General features: G+C 53.3%; 18 protein-coding genes and 1 pseudogene. 1 reads left to right on the top strand and 18 read right to left on the bottom strand.

All coding sequences use genetic code 11. The annotated features are described in order from the left end of the window. Window positions 1-130 precede the first annotated feature (130 nt). From U8U68_RS06920 to U8U68_RS06880, 9 genes are all read right to left on the bottom strand, one after another. Window positions 131-379, bottom strand: coding sequence for a CPF_0552 family protein (locus U8U68_RS06920; protein ID WP_322200102.1), 249 nt, complete (start codon window positions 377-379; stop codon window positions 131-133). A 368-nt stretch (window positions 380-747) separates the two neighbouring features. Beyond that, on the bottom strand, window positions 748-1,221 hold the full coding sequence (locus tag U8U68_RS06915) for a pyridoxamine 5'-phosphate oxidase family protein (RefSeq protein WP_322200101.1): 474 nt from the start codon (window positions 1,219-1,221) through the stop codon (window positions 748-750). Window positions 1,222-1,463: 242 nt separating this feature from the next. Further along, the gene (locus U8U68_RS06910) at window positions 1,464-2,486 is read right to left on the bottom strand and encodes a MerR family transcriptional regulator (RefSeq protein ID WP_322200100.1); all 1,023 of its coding nucleotides are present in this window, start codon (window positions 2,484-2,486) and stop codon (window positions 1,464-1,466) included. An 83-nt stretch (window positions 2,487-2,569) separates the two neighbouring features. Further along, window positions 2,570-3,226 carry a nucleotidyltransferase domain-containing protein gene (locus U8U68_RS06905; protein ID WP_322200099.1) on the bottom strand — a complete coding sequence of 219 codons (657 nt, stop codon included), beginning with the start codon at window positions 3,224-3,226 and terminating at the stop codon, window positions 2,570-2,572. After that, window positions 3,219-3,584, bottom strand: a complete 366-nt coding sequence (locus U8U68_RS06900) for a TIGR04076 family protein (protein WP_322200098.1) — start codon at window positions 3,582-3,584, stop codon at window positions 3,219-3,221. The genes U8U68_RS06905 and U8U68_RS06900 overlap by 8 nt, the downstream gene beginning before the upstream one ends. A gap of 159 nt (window positions 3,585-3,743) precedes the next feature. Then, a complete protein-coding gene (gene gap / locus U8U68_RS06895; protein WP_322200097.1) occupies window positions 3,744-4,757 on the bottom strand; it encodes a type I glyceraldehyde-3-phosphate dehydrogenase in 1,014 nt (337 codons plus the stop codon). A gap of 124 nt (window positions 4,758-4,881) precedes the next feature. Beyond that, on the bottom strand, window positions 4,882-5,454 hold the full coding sequence (locus U8U68_RS06890; RefSeq protein ID WP_322200096.1) for a GNAT family N-acetyltransferase: 573 nt from the start codon (window positions 5,452-5,454) through the stop codon (window positions 4,882-4,884). Next, window positions 5,444-6,364 (bottom strand): hypothetical protein, encoded by a 921-nt coding sequence (locus U8U68_RS06885; RefSeq protein WP_322200095.1) that lies wholly within the window; start codon window positions 6,362-6,364, stop codon window positions 5,444-5,446. Before U8U68_RS06885 ends, U8U68_RS06890 begins: the two co-directional genes overlap by 11 nt. Window positions 6,365-6,560: 196 nt before the next feature. Continuing rightward, complete coding sequence (locus tag U8U68_RS06880; protein ID WP_322200094.1) at window positions 6,561-7,928, bottom strand: citrate/2-methylcitrate synthase; 1,368 nt, start codon at window positions 7,926-7,928, stop codon at window positions 6,561-6,563. A gap of 221 nt (window positions 7,929-8,149) precedes the next feature. Here U8U68_RS06880 and U8U68_RS06875 point away from each other — a divergent pair, with 221 nt between their 5' ends. Beyond that, on the top strand, window positions 8,150-9,253 hold the full coding sequence (locus U8U68_RS06875) for a SpoIID/LytB domain-containing protein (protein WP_322200093.1): 1,104 nt from the start codon (window positions 8,150-8,152) through the stop codon (window positions 9,251-9,253). Between the two features lie 67 nt (window positions 9,254-9,320). On the opposite strand, the gene U8U68_RS06870 is transcribed toward U8U68_RS06875, so the two are convergent. The 9 genes and pseudogenes from U8U68_RS06870 to murA form a co-directional block, all read right to left on the bottom strand. Further along, window positions 9,321-10,748, bottom strand: coding sequence for a cation diffusion facilitator family transporter (locus U8U68_RS06870; protein WP_322200092.1), 1,428 nt, complete (start codon window positions 10,746-10,748; stop codon window positions 9,321-9,323). Between the two features lie 86 nt (window positions 10,749-10,834). After that, entirely contained in the window at window positions 10,835-11,425 is a 591-nt protein-coding gene (locus tag U8U68_RS06865; RefSeq protein ID WP_322200204.1) for a FumA C-terminus/TtdB family hydratase beta subunit, read from the bottom strand. Continuing rightward, window positions 11,423-11,698: pseudogene (locus U8U68_RS06860) on the bottom strand (GNAT family N-acetyltransferase); the annotation flags it as partial. The gene U8U68_RS06865 and the pseudogene U8U68_RS06860, both read right to left, overlap by 3 nt. Window positions 11,699-11,868: 170 nt before the next feature. Further along, the gene (locus U8U68_RS06855; protein ID WP_322200091.1) at window positions 11,869-12,144 is read right to left on the bottom strand and encodes a TfoX/Sxy family DNA transformation protein; all 276 of its coding nucleotides are present in this window, start codon (window positions 12,142-12,144) and stop codon (window positions 11,869-11,871) included. Window positions 12,145-12,227: 83 nt separating this feature from the next. Continuing rightward, entirely contained in the window at window positions 12,228-12,815 is a 588-nt protein-coding gene (locus U8U68_RS06850; protein ID WP_322200090.1) for a class I SAM-dependent methyltransferase, read from the bottom strand. A 175-nt stretch (window positions 12,816-12,990) separates the two neighbouring features. Then, window positions 12,991-13,383: a VOC family protein gene (locus U8U68_RS06845; RefSeq protein WP_322200089.1), complete on the bottom strand. Its 393-nt coding sequence runs from the start codon at window positions 13,381-13,383 to the stop codon at window positions 12,991-12,993. 26 nt (window positions 13,384-13,409) lie between these two features. Then, window positions 13,410-14,606, bottom strand: a complete 1,197-nt coding sequence (ftsZ, locus tag U8U68_RS06840) for a cell division protein FtsZ (protein ID WP_322200088.1) — start codon at window positions 14,604-14,606, stop codon at window positions 13,410-13,412. A gap of 475 nt (window positions 14,607-15,081) precedes the next feature. Beyond that, window positions 15,082-15,936, bottom strand: coding sequence for a cell division protein FtsQ/DivIB (locus U8U68_RS06835; RefSeq protein ID WP_322200087.1), 855 nt, complete (start codon window positions 15,934-15,936; stop codon window positions 15,082-15,084). Between the two features lie 558 nt (window positions 15,937-16,494). Beyond that, entirely contained in the window at window positions 16,495-17,757 is a 1,263-nt protein-coding gene (murA, locus tag U8U68_RS06830; protein ID WP_322200086.1) for a UDP-N-acetylglucosamine 1-carboxyvinyltransferase, read from the bottom strand. Window positions 17,758-17,789: the final 32 nt, after the last annotated feature.

Raw genomic sequence — 17,789 nt, 5'->3', positions numbered from 1 at the left:
TAGGGGGGCGTCCCCCTCTTATTATGGTGATTATACCCCAAAGAAGCAGAAAAAGCAAACGTTTTTTAAAAAAATTTTTCAATCTGTCCAGCCTCAGTTTTTACCCGGCCCTTCTTGATCCTTTTGCCCATCAAATCTCCATCAGTTTTGCGGTCACGCCATCCATTCCATTCAGCTCTTCCAGCATCTGGCCCGCCTCGCCGGGCTTGCCGCAAACCTGCAGAACGATGAGTCCGTCGTCCGAACATCCCAGCTCTCCGGCCTGGTGCAGGCCCACCCGCATTTTGATATTACATCCATAATGAGTCAGAGTTTTTTGCAGTTTTGGGGCATTGGTACGGCGGTGATCCACCCGCAGGCCCATAATGTGACAGTTCATACGCAAAGTCTCCTTTCAGCTTTTGCGTATAATATGGCCGGTTTTCCTGGCGGTTATGCAAGTTATAAACACCGATCTCCCCTACCGGAGATGTCTAAAAAATCACAAGAGCTTCTCCGGCGGCTCAAGGCTTCCCGCATTGAAAATTCCGATAAAAACTTAGGTCCCAAAACGCTGACAGCCATATGGCAATACCGCACAATTCTAAGTACCGTATTGTGCAGTCAGATTTTTCGTCAGAGGGTACAGATTGAGCGCCGTCCATCTCACCATTGACAAGCGAACGCTGTGCGCTATCACGGAAAATGTACAAGCAAGACGGTGCTTAGAATTGTGCGGGGTTGCCATATATTTTTCTATCGTCCTCTCTACACGGCGGGACGCCGCTTTCCGGATACCATATCTACTACCACCCTCAGCACAGCAACGGTTTCCGTCTGCTGAGGGGTAAAGGTAAATTCCTTGCCAGTAATATGGCGGTGGATAGCCGTCAGGCCCTGGGCCTTTTGCTCATGCTCCTCCAAAATCTCCGCTCGGCCAAAGCCAATGACGCTTTCATACGCAAACGTATGTGCACAGGCAATATCTCCCTCTAAAAGACGGTGACCACAGTCGAACTGTACGCAAACCTGGGGATTTTCCCGGATAAAGTCCAGCTTTTGCCCCTCCTTCGCCCCATGAAAATACAGCGTAAGCTCCCCGTTTTCCGCCTCCATCCCAAAATTTAATGGAACTACATAGGGCTGACCATCCCGGCACATTCCCAGGTGGCACACCTGACACTGGGAGAGAATCTTCATAATCTCATTTTTATCTGTAATTTCCCGGTCCTTTCTTCGCATGGTTTTCTCCTTCTTTCCTGTTTTTTAGGGAAGTGCCCAAAAGTAGCTCCCAGGGACAATGCTATGGCCTCCGGCAGAGAGCTGGCTTTGCCAAATCTCCACATTCTCCCCCCTTTGAACCATACCAGGGGGTCGCCAGATGAACCCTTCGTCTTGGATGCACTCTGCTTTCGCCAATTATATTATATTTTCATTTTTCCCCTCTGTCAACCAGAAGGGGCCGGTCTCCCGGCCCCCTTTTTCTATCCCTTAGACGTTGTTTTCCGCTTCACTGGAATTAGCAGATCCAGCTGCGCTATCCAAGGCTCACCCTCCGTAGTCTCTTGAATATGCGTATGGTAATTTAGGTGCTCTTCAAGACAACCATACATATTCTCAGGCGTGTCTGAGCCGTTGATCTCGTACTCTTTGCTCTCATAAGCCCACTGGAACAGCCATCCCCACTCGTGGAAATTGCCCATCTGGATACAGTGCGCCGCATAGGTGCCTCCAGGGAAATGTTTTTTCTCCAGCGGCGCGGGTACCTCCAAATCCTCGGGAATGGTGACCCAGAACTCGTAGCCATAGGTTCCGCCCTCTGGGGGCGGATTGGGGGAATTAAAGCCATACTCCCGCACATCCCCAATCTCCCACAGCCTGTTCTCTCGGACAAAGTCCGCGATCATTTTCCCCGCGTGGTCTTCGGGGTCCGGCCCAAAATAACGGGCAGCGGCCACCGTCGAGGCGGGCAGGTGCACAATACGTACATCCTTCAGCTTGGCGGCGTTTTCCTCCGCACGGTTTAAATCTTCCATTTTTTTTGTACGCTCCTCATCTATATGCAAATTCGGAGAAGGCAGGGATGAAACCAGCCCCATCAGCTGGGAATCGTCTAGCATAGCCGCGCCGGCGGACAGCCAGCAGCGGCGCTTCAGCGTAGAAAGCAAATCGCCCAGAATGCCGCGAATGGTGCCCAGGGCGTCCAGCTCCTGGTCCAGTTCCTCCAGTTTTTCCTGAAAGACCCGGATGGCCTCTAGAGCAGTGGGATCGTCCAGAACACATTTCACCTGCTTTAGGGGAATACGCAGCTTACGCAGAACAATGAGTTGACGTAAACGCCGTACTGCTTCCTCATCGTACAGGCGATAGGCATAGCCCTCCCGGCGGCGGCTTTTCACCAGCCCCAGCTCCTCATAGTGGCGAAGCATCCTGGTGGAAAGTCCTAAAGACTGGGAAACCTCCGTCACTGTAGCCAACCTCTGTTCCACGCTCTGATCCTGTTCCATGGCCCTCGCTCCTTCCTGGTTCCCAGTATAGAGTACGACACGGTGTTCGAGTCAAGAATTTTTCGAACTTTTTTTGTACACCGCTACGCCCCCATAGCGCGGCGGCTCCATTCCATCAGTTGTGCATAAACACGTTCTGTATTCTGTTGCGCCAGAACCTCCGGCGTAATGGACCACTCCAGGATCTCCCTCTCCTGCCCTTCCAGCGCAGGCAGCAGTTCTCTTTTGGACGCATAGTAGACCTTTGTGCGCTCCAAAGCCAAAAGCCGCAGGCAGAAAAATGCGGATTTACACAGTGCGGGCAACACAGCCCGGGGGTCTTTATCATACAGATAGCTATGACAGAGACCGTGGTAAATTGCCGAGGAACCGGCAGCTATGGCTTGCCGTAGATCCGCCTGCGTAAATTCCGGCGTCATCTCCTGCAAACTGCCTAGCACCGGCTTGGTGTCAAGCACCAGGCCCAGCAAGTCGAACCGGGGCCAAGCCCGCAGCTCCGCCGCTCCGCAGATAAACCCACAGGCCAGCTCACTCTGGGGCATGGTTCGTACCGTCTCCCGGTATCTGCTTAAATCCGCTGTCGTTACAGTATCCAACACTGTGACTATATCAATATCGCTATTCTCCGCAGCCTCTCCCCTGCCATAACTGCCCTGGTACCCCACAAACCACAGCCGTTCTCCAAAGACCTGGCGCAGCTGCCCCGCCAACTCTTTTGTCCAAGATATAATTTCAATCATGATACAAATCCTCCGTCGGGAGATTTCCTTTAAAAAAGTTCTGCTCTTCCCGCTTCTTCGCTGTCACGCGAAACTTTACGCAGCCGTCCGGGCACACCACATCCTTACAGTATTTCCCGCTGCCGCCTAGATTTTGCAGATTGCCGCCGCTGCGCACCGCCTCCATAATAGGGAATAGAATTATCATGGTATTAGGGGAAATATCATGGTCCTGCCGGTTCACTGGACAGCCATAGGTACAGGTGTAAAGGTTGCCAACTTCCTCGCCGTTGCGGCAGTATCCCTCCGTCTTTCCCCCATAAAGATAACCCGTCACCTCCATCTTCCCTTCAAACGCTTCCTCGCACCACTTTTTCACAGCCAAGACTCCCTTATAACAGGAACGGATAATTTATTCCCAAACCACTGACTTTTCCCAGCTTAGTAAACAAAATAGCCACAAAACAAAATAGAAAAAGCCCCAATTTTTCCGGGGCTTTTTCGCTGTCGAACTCTTTTTTACGCAATTCTTCTGTTTTTAGATGGAAGCAAAGTACTTAATCGTGCGCACCATCTGGCTGGTGTAGCTGTTCTCATTGTCATACCAGGAAACTACTTGCACCTGATACAAGCCGTCGCCGATCTCGGTAACCATGGTCTGGGTAGCATCAAACAGAGAACCATAGGTAATGCCGATAATATCGGAGGAAACCAGGGGCTCTTCGGTGTAGCCAAAGGAGTCAGAGGCAGCGGCTTTCATCGCGGCATTGATCCCCTCAGCGGTAACGTTCTCGCCCTTCACAACAGCCACCAGGATAGTGGTGGAGCCAGTGGGCACGGGAACACGCTGGGCAGAGCCAATGAGCTTGCCATTCAGCTCGGGAATAACCAGACCAATGGCCTTGGCAGCGCCGGTGCTGTTGGGAACGATGTTCACAGCGGCGGCACGAGCGCGGCGGAGGTCACCCTTACGATGAGGGCCGTCCAGAACCATCTGGTCACCGGTGAAAGCATGCACCGTGGTCATAATACCGCTCTGGATGGGAGCGTATTTGTTCAGGGTGTTGGCCATGGGGGCCAGGCAGTTGGTAGTGCAGGAAGCCGCGCTGATGATGGTATCCTCAGCGGTCAGGGTCTGCTCATTCACGCTGAACACGATGGTCTTCAGGTCCTTGCCGGCGGGGGCGGAGATAACAACCTTCTTAGCGCCCGCGTCGATATGGGCCTGGCTCTTTTCCTTAGAGCAGTAGAAGCCAGTGCACTCCAGCACAACATCCACACCGATCTCGCCCCAGGGCAGGTCGGCGGCGTTCTTCTCGGCATAGATCTTGATGGTCTTGCCGTCTACAGTAATGGAGTCCTCACCGGCCTCCACCTTGTCGCACAGAGCGTAGCGGCCCTGGGCGGAGTCGTACTTCAACAGATGAGCCAGCATCTTGGGGCTGGTCAGATCGTTAATGGCCACAACCTCGTAGCCCTCAGCGCCGAACATCTGGCGGAAAGCCAGACGGCCAATACGGCCGAAACCATTGATAGCAACTTTTACAGACATTGGAATGACCTCCTGTAATTTGATGGGGTGCCGAACTACTCTTATTTTAATACATTTCTTCCAAAAATACAAGCCTTTACCAAGAATAATCAGCCTGAAATATTCTTTCACCCCCCGGTTCCCATCAGCTTTCCTTCCTATACTCCTCCCTCAGCAGGGCATAGTTTACCTGGTCGAACCGTCCGCCGTTACACACGCAGGCCTTGCGCATGATCCCCTCATAGCGCATCCCGCATTTTTGCATTACCCGGCCAGAGGCGGGGTTCTGGTCCGCGTGGTAAGCATGAACCCGGAAAAAGCCCACATCCTCAAAAAAGAACCGCAGCACAGCCCGCACAGCCTCGGTCATATAGCCCTGTCCCCAAAACGCCTGCCCCAGCTCATAGGCCAGTTCCACCTCCTGGGTCCTGTCGTTCGGATGCATTCCAAATACTCTGCCAATGGCCGGCCCCTCCGGCTTTTCCGCAATGGCCCAGCTGTAGCGGTCTGGACGCTCATAGGCGGCAAACCAGTTAGGGGTAAACAGCCCCGCTTTGCTCTGCGCCTCCCAAATCCCTTCCATCTGGGGATAACTGGTCCAGCGCCAAACCTGGCTGTCACTTAAACAGTGCTGATAAAAAGACTCCAGGTCCTCCGGGACGAATCGCCGCAATACCAGGCGCGGCGTATCCAGCCGCTGCGTACCCTTATGCTCCATCGCCATCTTCCTCTCCCGGACCACTGGCTGTTACAGACTCGACTGCCAGAATCTTCTTAGGATCTGAAATTCTATGTTGATTGTAATGACACATAAATGACAGTACAAACAGAGCTGTCAGCAGACCGCCCATCTGGCACTCCACAGGCATTTCGCCCGCATAGGTTTTCCCCTGAAAAAACAATGCTATATTCCCCACCACATAACTCACTACCATTGTAACCGCCACCCCACCAGCAGCAAACAGCCGTCTGGCCGCGCCAGACACCTCTACTCCAGCAAAAATCCGGCATATGTAGAATAGGCTTAGCAGCAGCGCCGCAGCGCCTATCACGGCAAAAATATTTTCCACCACCGAAGAGGATTTGGCGTAAAACAGATACACCAAAATCAGATAAGAAATCCCCCAAAATGGACCAGCCAGGTAAAGCAGGGGCAGTTTTTTGAAAATATTTTTTCCTAGAATAAAGCCTATAGAAGTGGCCACCTGCACCAAACCAAATATCAGACTGGCCACAATAAACAACACATGCAAGACGCCTTGCTTCACCGAGTCGTATTGGGACAGACCGGAGTTTAAGAAATTGTGGTAATCCTGGGCCATTATGACCCCCAGCCGCAGCAAAAAGACTCCAGACAGGCATGCAAGCACGCCAGTGCCTGTGGCTCTTTTCCACTCATAACCGCCAAACAGCTCCCTGCCCCGGTAACAGAAGAACCCCGCCAGCGCCGCCCCCAGTACAGGCCCCCCTAGGCTAAGCCAGGCCATCAGACCGTTATCCGTGTAGAATCCCGTGTCATAATCGAAAAAGTTCTGCATCAGAACCAGCCTTAGAACGATCCCCAAAACGGCTCCCGCCAGCACAGCAGCCAGCCCCATGGCCATGGCCTTTCCTTTGATGTGATTCATATCGTTTCATCTCCCGAAGCATCTTAGATTCTATTGTACCACAATCCCGCCTATTTTCCAATAGTTTTTTGCCCCTACTGTTCCCCGCGGAAAAAAAGGACCCTACAGGGTCCCTTTCCTCACAATTTTTTGTGTCTAGGCATATCTGCCGGCTGTTTCTAATAGGCTTGTAGGGAAGGATGTCCATTGCCCTGTGTTACCGCTGATCCAGCGGCACATAGGCCTGCTTCACCGGAAGCGCCCGGTAGGCCGGACGCATAATGCGGCCTCCTGTAGTCAGCTCTTCAATGCGGTGGGCGCACCAGCCGGCAATTCTGGACACAGCAAACATGGGGGTGAACAAATCCTCTGGAATTCCCAGCATTTCATATACCAGGCCCGAATAGAAATCCACATTGGCACTAATGACCTTCTCATTCCCGGTCACCTTAAAGAAAGCGCCTGGTGCAAGCCGTTCTACCAGCTCATATAGGGCCAGCTTTTTGTCGTAACCTTTTTCGACCGCTAAGCTGCGGGCCTGGGTTTTTAAAATCACCGCCCGTGGATCGGACAAAGTATAGATGGCATGGCCCACCCCATAGATCAGCCCACTGCCGTCGCCCGCCTCACCCCGCAGAATCTTCTCCAGGTAGGTGCACACCTCGTCCTCGTCCTGCCAGTCTTTCACGTTTTCCATGATTTCATCCATCATCCGTCGCACCCGGTGGTTCGCTCCACCATGACGGTAGCCCTTCAAAGAGCCAACCGCCGCGCCAATGGCCGAATAAATATCTGTGCCCGCCGAGGTGAGCACCCGAGTGGTAAAGGTAGAGTTATTTCCGCCGCCATGCTCTGCATGCAGCACCATGCATAGGTCCAGCATCTCAGCCTCTTTCCGGGTAAACTGCCTGTCTGGACGCAGAGCGTTCAGAATGGCCTCGGCAGTACAGTGGCTGGGCTCGTAGGGGTGGAAGAACATGCTCTTTTTATCAAAATGCCGGCGCTTTACCTGGTAGGCATAGGCCATAATAGAGGGCATCCGGGCAATAAGAGAGATACTTTGGCGCATGTTGTTCTCCAGCGAACTGTCCTCTGGGTCGTCATCATAAGAATACAGAGCCATCACCGACCGGGCCAGCTTATTCATAACATTTTTGGAGGGCGCTTTGATAATCATGTCCTCTGGGAAATACTCGGGCAGCTCCCGGTTATCATATAGTAGATTACACATACGGTTAAACTGCCTGCGGTTAGGCAGTTTACCGAAAATTAACAGCCAAACGATCTCTTCAAAACCAAACCGTCCCTCGGCCTGACATCCCGCTACAATGTCCTCGATACTGATGCCCCGATAGGTAAGCCGTCCTTTGTCAGGAATTTTGTCTCCGTCGGCAATAAGGTAGCCATGCACATTGCACACATGGGTCAGACCGGCCATCACACCAGTGCCATCGGCATTCCGTAAGCCGCGTTTTACATCATAATGCTCGTATTGTTCTCTTGAAATTGTGTTATTCGCGCAATATTCGGCGCAAAGCTCCTGGATGGTGGTACTCTGCGGACTCTCGTTGTTTAGGCGCTGCATGGTATGGTCCTCCTTTTGCGTGATTCTACTATTTTATACATTCCTCCCGAACAAGTCAAGAGATTTTGCAATAGGCCATCTATAAAAATGCAAAATTTAATGAAAACCTCCAAATAATCTATGGGTAAGAAGGGTATTTTTGAAATATTATCCCACAAGAAATTTAAAAACAGCAAACTTTTGGAGTGTCAAAAAATTAGAGGAAAGGACGTGGCTTCCCTATGAAAAACACCGGCTCCTCTGGCGGCAAACGGCTGCTGCTGGCCTTTTTAGCGCTTTATCTCATTCTCACCTTAGCACCGGCCGCCATTTACGGCGCGGGCCATGTGGACGCTCTTTCCCCCAGCGATTCTCCCCAAACTCCGGTGGAGCAAGAGTCCGCTCCATCTACCGCCGGCTCTACATCCTCCGCTTTGGGACCTGCTCCGGACTTTTTACAGGGCCAGCGGCTGCCTGGGAATACCGCCCAAGAGCCCGACACCTTCACTTTAACAGAAAATAGTACAGGAGAGACCGTCACCGTAGAGGGCAAAGAGTTTTTAGCCGCTTGTCTAGCCTGCGAGATGGACCTTTCCTCCCCCGAAGAAGCACTAAAGGCCCAGGCTGTAGCTTCTTACAGCTACTACAGCCGCCTGCGGGCCGAAGGACAGGTGATTACCTACGACCCCAGCCGCTGGCTGGTCTATGTGCCTGAAAGCGCCATGCGGGAGCGCTGGGGGGAAGACTTTGACCAGTACCACAGTTTACTGACGAAAGTGGTAGATGCGGTCTATGGCCAGCAGCTTACTTACGGGGGCCAGTCCGCACTGTGCTGTTACTTTGCTATCTCCCCAGGCAGCACAGAGGCCGTGGAAAATGTTTGGTCCCCTTCGGCAGGGCTGGAACACCCCTATCTGCAAGCAGTGGCTAGCCCCGGGGACGCTTTTAGCGACGGCTATCTAAGCCGCATTGATCTTACGGAAGAAGCTCTGAAATCCGCCGCTGCGGAATACTTCACGGAGGACCCACCAGATCTCTCTGGTCCTGCGGAGGAATGGCTTTCTAATGTAGAGTACACCCCCTCCCGGCTCGTGAAATCCGCGCTGCTGGGCGGCAAAAAGGTTACTGGTGCCCAGCTGCGAGCCGCCTTTGGGCTGAGAAGCGCGTGCTTCTCCTGGGAATATGCAGAGGGAAGCTTCCACTTCACGGTCCGAGGCTGGGGCCACGGGGTGGGCATGAGCCAGGCAGGAGCCGTGTTTATGGCCAAAAACGGCGCTACCTACCAAGAGATCCTGAACCACTACTACACTGGCGCCACATTGGAAATTCCCCCTTCTGACACCTGATAGCTTTGCTGTCGGTTGCCATTAAGCATAAAATCCTACCACTTAATTATGAGCCCCCACACAACCTTTAGCGTTCCATTTCATGGACCACGCCCTCCCGGTCCACGGTTAGCACCACTCGGTACGCGGGGTCCAGCTCTTCTATTCTGTGGGTAATATTGCTCCTTACCCGCTCATCGCTATCCTTCAACGTAAAGGGCACTGCCGCGTCAAATACAATGTTAGAGTGGGTCACCCCCCATACCACCCGAAAATCGTGAATGGCCGCCTGAGGATAGACGTCCTTCACACACTCCAGAACTTGTTCCCGCAGCTGCTGCGTCCTGAGGTCACCGGTGACAATGGGATCCAGATGGATGACCAGATGGATTCCCTCATCACTAAGAAAGTCCCGTTCAATATTGTCGATTAGGTCGTGGCTGACCAGGATGTCCTCCTCTGCCGGCACCTCGCAGTGGACGCTGGCAAAGCAGCGGCCCTCTCCATAGCTGTGGACCGTCAAGTCGTGGATTCCAATAATCCCTGGGTAGGAGCGGATCTTCTCATACACCCGGCCCACCAGCTCCTGGTCCGGGGCCGCACCCAAAAGAGGGTTGGCGGTCTCTATCACCAACTTAACCCCAGACACCACTATGAACGCAGCCACCGCCAGCCCCAACCAGCCATCCAGGTGCCAGCCGCTGGCTGCCGTAACCACTGCGCCCAAAAGCACTACAAGAGTGGCAACCACGTCATTCCGGCTATCACTGGCAGTAGCTACCAGGGCTTGGCTGCCGATCTTTTTCCCTACGCTGCGGTAAAAGAGGCACTGCCATAACTTCATTGCTACAGAAACCACCAAAATGCTCAAAGTCACGGGACCAAAAGCCGCCGTTTCTGGCGAAAAAATTTTCTCCACCGAGCTCTTGCCCAGCTCCAGGCCCAAGAACAGCACAATAAAGGATACGATCACTCCACAGAGATATTCGATACGGGCATGGCCAAAGGGATGCTCCTGGTCGGCAGGCTTTCCGGCCAACTTGAAGCCCACCAACATAATAATGGATGAGCCCGAGTCCGTTAAATTATTGATAGCGTCCGCCATAATGGCTACACTGTGAGAGAGAAGCCCCGCAGCCAGCTTGATGGCAAACAGCAGCAAGTTTGTGGCAATGCCCACTCCCCCAGCCACCTGGCCGCTCTTTTCCCGCACAGCGGGATCAGTGCTGCCATAGTTCCTCACTAGCAGGCGCATCAGTCCGTCAAACACATCATTCTCTCCTTTTGCCTTAAATATTTTCTCCAGATAAATTTTATTAGGGCTGGTTTGAAAATAGAGAAAGTGCCGTCTTTTTGCCCTGGCCGGTATAGTGCGGAAGGGAATTAAATTATGAGGAGCCGGCGCAAAACGCCCTGCTTCCTGGTACGGGATGGGAAACAGCGTCAGGCCCAGCACAATTATAATATAAGCGGCGGCCAGCCCCGAAAAAAAGATTCTGTGAATTCTCACCCTCATAATAAAAGCTCCGGTACATCCCACACCCAAGAGCAAGGCCCCGATTAAGTAAAAATCACTTCTCAATAACATTTTGGTCCTCGCTTTTAGACTAATATGCTCCCGCCCAAGCTATCGATTCCTACAATCAGTGGAAAATCCCGCAGTTCCAGACGCTTCACCGACTCACACCCCAGATCCTCAAAAGCAATGACTTCGCAGCCCACAATACATTTTGCCGCCAAGGCCCCTGCCCCGCCGATGGCGCACAGATATACCGCACCATTGCGCCGCATGGCCTGTACCACCTCTTGACTACGCTTTCCCTTGCCAATCATGCATTTTAGGCCCAGATCAAGAAATCGGGGGGTATAGGGGTCCATTCGGGTGCTGGTGGTGGGTCCGCAGGAGCCAATGGCCAGCCCCGCTGGCGCCGGGGTAGGTCCAGCATAGTAAATGGCTGCGCCCGCCAAAGGATAGGGCGGCTCCTCGCCCCTGTCCAGGATCTCTGTCATGCGCTTGTGGGCGGCATCCCGGCTGGTATAAACCGTGCCGCTAAGCAGCACCCGCTGGCCCGCCCGCAGCTGGGCCGCCTTTTCTTTCAGTTCGCTGGTGTTCAGTCTGATTTCTTCCATCATATTTTCCTCCCGCATTAGCTCCAAATCCAGATAATACTCCTGATCTGTCTCCCGAACCACCTGAAAGCCCAGCTTCTGGTGCAGCCGAAAAGAGGCCTCGTTCCACTTGTATACAGTGGAATTCCGTATTTTCTTATAGCCCAAGGCCCGCATGCGGTTAATGACCGCCCCCATCACTAGGCTCCCCAGACCTTTCCCCCGGTACTTCTCATACCAAATGGCAATAGGCGGATTTTCCGCCTTCATTGTCACATCTCCCACAGCAGTGTACCGCTCATCCTCTAGCACCTCTATAAAGTAGAGTTCTCCGTTTTTGTCTAGGTACTCACACATTCCCTTTACATAGTTTAGATCTGGGATTTTGGTTTGGTCAAAAATTCCCTCAGAGTTCTGGTACACATAGGGGTCCTGGTAACCGGCCAGGGCCAGCTCATAATGGCCATTATAACGCTTGAGACGCAAGGTCTCTGTCAGCAGAATGACCTCTGGCTGCTGGATATTTTTCAACGGCATAATCGTTCCCCTTCCTTTAGTGAATCGCTAAGCACCTTCAGCTCCCTCTTCTTTTTCTCTGAAAGGGCGTTAAACTCCGTGTTTGTCACCGCGCCCTCCAAAGAGTACAGATGCACTAGACAGACATTGGGAAAAGTCTCTTTTAGCCGCCGGAATGCCTCCTTTGCCCCTATTTCTAACAATTTCTCAGGACAATCTATTCCAATCGCTTCCAGCTTGCTGGCCATCTCAGCCCCAATATTTTTCATTTCAGTCAGCCGCGGCATATCCCTTCCTCCTTACGGTAATGAAGAAGCGGCCCAGCACACAGGCTTGGCGCCGCTTCCGCTCCCTCTCACATTTTCTGGTTTCACACTCTGGTAATTTTCCAATACTGGGCTTTTCGTCCATATGCTTCATCCAGCAGGTACCGTTCCACTTGGAAGCCCCGCTCTATGCACAAAGCCTCCACCGCTCCGCGATCCTCTTTCGGATCTAGCGATTGGTAGTACAAGCTGCCGCCTGGTTTTAAAAAACGGAATAGTTGTACCAGAATGGTCTGGAACAGTCCACTCTCCATTCGGGCTGATCCCACCATGGTTACAATGTCAAAACGCTCCTCCAGCTCCCCACAGTCCATCACATCTTTATGGATGACTGTTACAGGGTTTGGGTTGCCCTCATTTTTCAAGCAAGCCTCCAAGGCGCGGCATATCTCTTCATTGATGTCGATACTGGTCAATTTGCCGCCCTTCAGCTGATAACTGAGATATCGGTCCCAATAGCCCGCGCCAATGCCCACATTGCAGAGCTCCGCACCTTCTTCTACTAAAAAGTTCTCCTCAAAAAAGGCAGTGATTCGATACTCCAGATACTTCTGCTCTGCTGAAAGATTCCATGGTCCAGCTTCAGAGCCATATAAACCGCCATAGACCTTCAGTAAAAAGTCTTTGTCCATTCACTCCCTCCTTGCTTGTATCATGTGGTCAAAAATCAGCTAGACGCCGACCGCGCAGGGAAGCAAATACGCCAGCCCCAGCATATGGGTCTTTGATGGTTCAAACAGTCCGCATGATATAAAAAGGCGGCTCCCGGCACCTGGGCCAAGAGCCGTCAGACACTTCGGCAAAATACTATTTTTCCCAGAACAACTCAATATGCTCGTGGGTAGGCCCATAGAAAAAGGCAATACGGATAGGCATATTGCCCCCAATATTCGCGTCGGCAGGCTCATTGGTCACCTCATAGCCAGCTTCGCGGACCTTTTCAATAATCTCGTCCACCTTATCTGTGGCAAAGGCCACATGCGCCAAAGGACCCCCGGCGGGAATTTCACTTTCACCGCTAAGGATTTCCATACAGCTGTTGTCTCCGCAGGAGACCATCAGACAAGGCCGCTGGGGATCGCCCCAACTTTTCACCACTTCCATCCCCAAGAGCTTGGTGTAAAATTCCACTGTCTCCTGATACTGCTCTGCCGTGGGCTTAACAGCAATATGATGTACTCCTTGAATTAAATTTCCCATAACTAACTCCACCAAAATTATGTTGATTATTTGCGATTAAAGATAGACATAATGTCTGTAAACGTATCATCATCATCTATCACGGCCGGATCTACCCGAGGCTCGGTACCGCGAATACTCTGGCTGCTCCGCACAGAAGAACCGCTCCGCATTGATGAACTGCTGCGGCTGGAGACCACTGGCGATGGATCCGCCGCGGGTGAAGAGCTTAGAAAGTCCTCATCCAAGTCCAGATCCAGGGCAGGCTTGCTCTTCTCTCCATTCATGCCCTCAAAGCCCGTAGCAATCACAGTCACATTCATGGAATCCTCCATGGACTCATCAAACGTGGCGCCCCAAATAATGTTGGCATCAGGGTGTGCCCGCTCGGTAACAATCTGTGACGCGGTATCAATCTCATCCAAGGCAATATCCGGGCTGGATGTAATATTGATGATCACACCTCGAGCCCCGGCAATTTTGGTTTCCAGTAAGGGACTGGAAATTGCCGCCATAGCCGCCTGCTCCGCCTTGTCTTTGCCAGTGCCATGGCCCACGCCCATATGGGCATAGCCGGCGTCCTGCATTACAGACTTCACGTCCTCAAAGTCCAGGTTAACGATACCGGGCAGCTGAATCAAATCGGAAATACTTTGCACACCCTGGCGCAGCACGTCGTCTGCCACCAAAAAAGCATTGGCCAGGGTAATACGCTCGTCGCTTACCAGTTTAAGGCGCTCATTAGGAATGACCACCAAAGAGTCCACGTGCTCCCGCAGGGCCGCAATGCCCTTTTCAGCCTGTTCCATACGGCGGCGGCCCTCAAAAGCAAACGGCTTTGTGACGATTCCCACCGTAAGAGCCCCTTGCTCCCGGGCAATCTTTGCTACAGCAGGAGCCGCGCCCGTGCCGGTACCGCCTCCCATACCCGCAGTGATAAACACCATGTCTGCATCCTTCAGGGTCTGAGAGATAACCTCCCGGCTTTCTTCAGCCGCCTTCTCGCCCACTTCAGGCTTGGAGCCAGCCCCCCGGCCACTGGTCAGCTTTTCGCCCAGCTGTACCTTTATAGAGGCCTGGCTGCGCTGTAAGGCCTGCTTGTCCGTATTCATACAAACTAATTCTACGCTGCGTACTCCTGCGCTGGCTATGCGGTTTACGGCGTTTCCGCCGCCGCCGCCTACCCCCACTACCTTTATGGTCTGGGGAGTTTCATCCAACAGATTATCAACTTCAAAAGGCATTTTTTACCATCTTCCTTTCCCGACGAGACATTAGGCTACATCTGCGGCCGGTCAGGCTACTTTTTTCCCGCCACAATATCTTTTCAAAGCCCTTGCGGCCTCGCCTACCGTTTTCGCTAGTTTGGGGCCCGCGCCCCGTTTTTTGATCTTCCGTTCCATGTTTGGAGCGGACATTTTGAGAAAAGTCCCCCTGCGGCGCGGATTCCAGAGTTTTGTCTACCCAGGTTTCGGGTCGGGCCTCCCTAGCCCTAAAAGCTGGAAACGCCTGTTTTTCCAGCCTTTCTCTTTTTAAACACGCCGCGGCCCGAATACTGCACAGGCCGACTTACGTTAACTAAACCGTTACATGGTATAATCTATCACTTTTTCGGGAAAATTTCAAGGAAATTCTCAAAAAAAGGGCTGAAAAAAATTGTTTTTCTTTCTTTCTTCCCGCGAATCGGTCCTCTGTTACTACTGGCCACAAGATATGGCGTTAGCCGGTAAAGGGCTGATCTGGAATGCCCGCCCCCCTTCCCTCTGGGCTAGCGGTGGGCTCTTCAGAGCTTGGCTCGGAATTTTGAGGATGCTCCCCGCCAGGTTCCTGCTCGCCAGATTCCGTGGGCGGAGCTGCCTGCACCGCAGTGCTGGGATCCACCTCTCCCGGAGAAAAATAAAAAGTCTTGGTGTCCGAGTAGGATAGGTCCAGCACCCCCTTCTCGTTTTGGCCAATGCCCCGCTCTCCTTCATTGTGGAATAAGTTGTAGCCGGTCTGTATCTTGTAATCCAGCTGCGCGGTTCCACCCAGCTTGCATTCCACACGGTCCTGATACCACAGACGGATGTCTTCCATATTCGCCATATTCAATCGGGTAAAATCATTGGCGGCCTCCAGCTGGCTGACCTTCTCCACAATCTCTGTAAACGCGGCAGCTGCCGCCTCATCTTCCAAAACAATTGTTTTTCCCGGCTGAGCGGCAGAGGGCGCAAGGCCTGAAACCTGTAAAATCCCCTGTATGGGGTCGGCGCGGTTTTCCAGCACCTTGCCTCCTCCGTCCACTACCAGCCAGCTGCCCCCCACCTGTATACAGCAGGCCGGTTGGGCCGCCGCGACCTCAATCACCACAGTCCCGGGAATTCGCCGGCTGATTTTGGCCTTGCCAATATAGGGCAACTGCTCTTGCAAGGCCCGTTCCTTTTCACCGGTAGGGATGAATAAGAGGTTATCTCCTGCTTTAAAATTGCAAATGGTCTTAATCTGTTCTTCCGGATACACAGGGTCTCCAGTTACCCGTACGCCTGTGACCCGGAACAACAGCGACTCGGCTAAAAAGCCTGTGCCGGTCAGCATAACGAAAAGCCCCAGTATCATCAGTATCCGACGTTTGGCCTTTCCCATAGGTTTCCGGCGTTTACGGGGAATTTCATTACGGGAAGGACGCGATGTTCTCTCTGGTTCCCCCCGCGATGCTCTTCGGGAATTCGAGGTACGCTTTCGAGAAGCCGGTTCTGGCGGGGCTTTTCTCTGTGATGGAGCCCCCCGGCTCGCCGGCGGTCTTTTTTTGTTGCCAGATGGTGCGCGGCCTGTCTCTCGGCTACTCAAGTTTGCTGGCCGGCGGGGTTCCCGGCGGCTGCCGGCTGGTCCAGCTGGCGGGCGGACGCGGCGGCTTTCCGGCTGCTCCATAGGGCCACGGTTTTTCTGTCTATTTACGAACCAATCATACTGCGGTGGTTCGCCGCTGGAATGAGAATGAATATCGATAAAGTCGTTTTCATCCCACACACCCTTTCGGGAACGGCCTTGCCTTGCCATACTCTCACCCCTTTTTATTTCCCGAGTTTTCCACAAGTGACGAATCTTCCACTTCAATAAGCTTTTTTACAGTGCCATATTGTTAGCGTATCTTACTTATTGTCCTGTTTCCTCTCCCTCATTTCTAACGCGTGCTCCCAGGTCTGCCAGACACCCCACCAGGTTCTCATAGCCTCGGCGAATAAACGCTTCCCCACTGACCTGGGTCCGCCCCTGGGCCGCAAGGCCGGCAACCACGAGCGCCGCCCCGCCCCGCAGGTCCGCTGCCTCTACCGAGGCGCCTGTTAGCCTTTCAACTCCCTCTACCACCGCCACTTTTCCCTCCACCTTGATCTTCGCGCCCATCCGTTGCAGGCCGTCGGCATGGCGGTAACGGTTCTCGAATATGTTTTCTACAAATACGCTGGTGCCCCGGCCCACTGCGGCCATACTCATCACCGCTGGCTGGGCGTCGGTGGGAAAACCCGGGTAGGGCATGGTGCGGATATGTTTTACCGGGTTTAGCCGCCGGGGCGCCATAATGTTTAGGCAGCCGCTAAGCTGACGAACCACACAGCCAGACTCTTCAAAAGGGCTTAGCATGGGAAGGATGTGGGTATTGTCCACATCCCGCAAGGTCACACTGCTGCCGGTCACTGCCGCGGCCGCCATGTACGTCACTGTGGCAATGCGGTCTGGCATCACCCGGTGTTCACTGCCGAAGAGCTCCTTTACTCCATCAATAATCACACAGCTCTCCCCTGCTCCGTACACCCGGCCTCCACAGCGGTTTAGGTACTCGGCCAAGTCCATAATCTCCGGCTCCCGGGCCGCGTTGGCAATAATCGTGGTGCCCTGGCCGCATACAGCCGCTAGGATTAAGTTTTCAGTAGCCCCCACACTGGGGAAAGCCAGGGACACATAAGATCCCTGCACCCCTTTAGGGGCCCGGCAATTCAGCCAGCCGCCGCTCTCCTCAATCTCCACCCCCAGCCGCCGGAGGGACGACAGGTGCAAATCAATAGGCCGTGGCCCCAGTTCGCAGCCTCCTGGCGAACAAAGTCTGGCCTGGCCGCAGCGAGCTACCATAGCCCCCAGGAACACAATGGAAGACCGCATACCGCGCATGAGTTCCTCGGGGATTTCGCAGCGGGTTACAGCGTTGTCCACCACCAGGTCGGGACCGTCCCGGGTACAGCGGCACCCGGCGTGCTCTAAAATTCGAACGGCGGTGTCTACGTCCGAAAGGTCGGGGCAATTGTGCAGCACTGTCTGGCCCTTGCAAAGCAGGGCTGCCGCAAGAAGCGGCAAAGTGCTGTTTTTCGCCCCTTGAATGGTGATCTCCCCGCTGAGCTCAGCAGGGCCGTCAATTATGATCATAAGAACACCCCATTTAAAATCAGCTATGCCAT

The sequence above is a fragment of the Acutalibacter intestini genome, from assembly GCF_034334985.1.
GTDB lineage: Bacteria > Bacillota > Clostridia > Oscillospirales > Acutalibacteraceae > Acutalibacter > Acutalibacter intestini.
Note: the sequence above shows the minus strand (reverse complement) of the source record. Positions and strands in the feature narration are given on the sequence as shown.

What these genes read in the sequence shown, in the direction of transcription:
- U8U68_RS06850 (WP_322200090.1), bottom strand. Translation starts at nt 12,815, where the DNA reads ATGGACAAAGACTTTTTACTGAAGGTCTATGGCGGTTTATATGGCTCT.
- gap (WP_322200097.1), bottom strand. Translation starts at nt 4,757, where the DNA reads ATGTCTGTAAAAGTTGCTATCAATGGTTTCGGCCGTATTGGCCGTCTG.
- U8U68_RS06920 (WP_322200102.1), bottom strand. Translation starts at nt 379, where the DNA reads ATGAACTGTCACATTATGGGCCTGCGGGTGGATCACCGCCGTACCAAT.
- U8U68_RS06845 (WP_322200089.1), bottom strand. Translation starts at nt 13,383, where the DNA reads ATGGGAAATTTAATTCAAGGAGTACATCATATTGCTGTTAAGCCCACG.
- ftsZ (WP_322200088.1), bottom strand. Translation starts at nt 14,606, where the DNA reads ATGCCTTTTGAAGTTGATAATCTGTTGGATGAAACTCCCCAGACCATA.
- murA (WP_322200086.1), bottom strand. Translation starts at nt 17,757, where the DNA reads ATGATCATAATTGACGGCCCTGCTGAGCTCAGCGGGGAGATCACCATT.
- U8U68_RS06835 (WP_322200087.1), bottom strand. Translation starts at nt 15,936, where the DNA reads ATGCTGACCGGCACAGGCTTTTTAGCCGAGTCGCTGTTGTTCCGGGTC.
- U8U68_RS06885 (WP_322200095.1), bottom strand. Translation starts at nt 6,364, where the DNA reads ATGAATCACATCAAAGGAAAGGCCATGGCCATGGGGCTGGCTGCTGTG.
- U8U68_RS06855 (WP_322200091.1), bottom strand. Translation starts at nt 12,144, where the DNA reads ATGCCGCGGCTGACTGAAATGAAAAATATTGGGGCTGAGATGGCCAGC.
- U8U68_RS06890 (WP_322200096.1), bottom strand. Translation starts at nt 5,454, where the DNA reads ATGGAGCATAAGGGTACGCAGCGGCTGGATACGCCGCGCCTGGTATTG.
- U8U68_RS06910 (WP_322200100.1), bottom strand. Translation starts at nt 2,486, where the DNA reads ATGGAACAGGATCAGAGCGTGGAACAGAGGTTGGCTACAGTGACGGAG.
- U8U68_RS06870 (WP_322200092.1), bottom strand. Translation starts at nt 10,748, where the DNA reads ATGAGGGTGAGAATTCACAGAATCTTTTTTTCGGGGCTGGCCGCCGCT.
- U8U68_RS06880 (WP_322200094.1), bottom strand. Translation starts at nt 7,928, where the DNA reads ATGCAGCGCCTAAACAACGAGAGTCCGCAGAGTACCACCATCCAGGAG.
- U8U68_RS06915 (WP_322200101.1), bottom strand. Translation starts at nt 1,221, where the DNA reads ATGCGAAGAAAGGACCGGGAAATTACAGATAAAAATGAGATTATGAAG.
- U8U68_RS06875 (WP_322200093.1), top strand. Translation starts at nt 8,150, where the DNA reads ATGAAAAACACCGGCTCCTCTGGCGGCAAACGGCTGCTGCTGGCCTTT.
- U8U68_RS06905 (WP_322200099.1), bottom strand. Translation starts at nt 3,226, where the DNA reads ATGATTGAAATTATATCTTGGACAAAAGAGTTGGCGGGGCAGCTGCGC.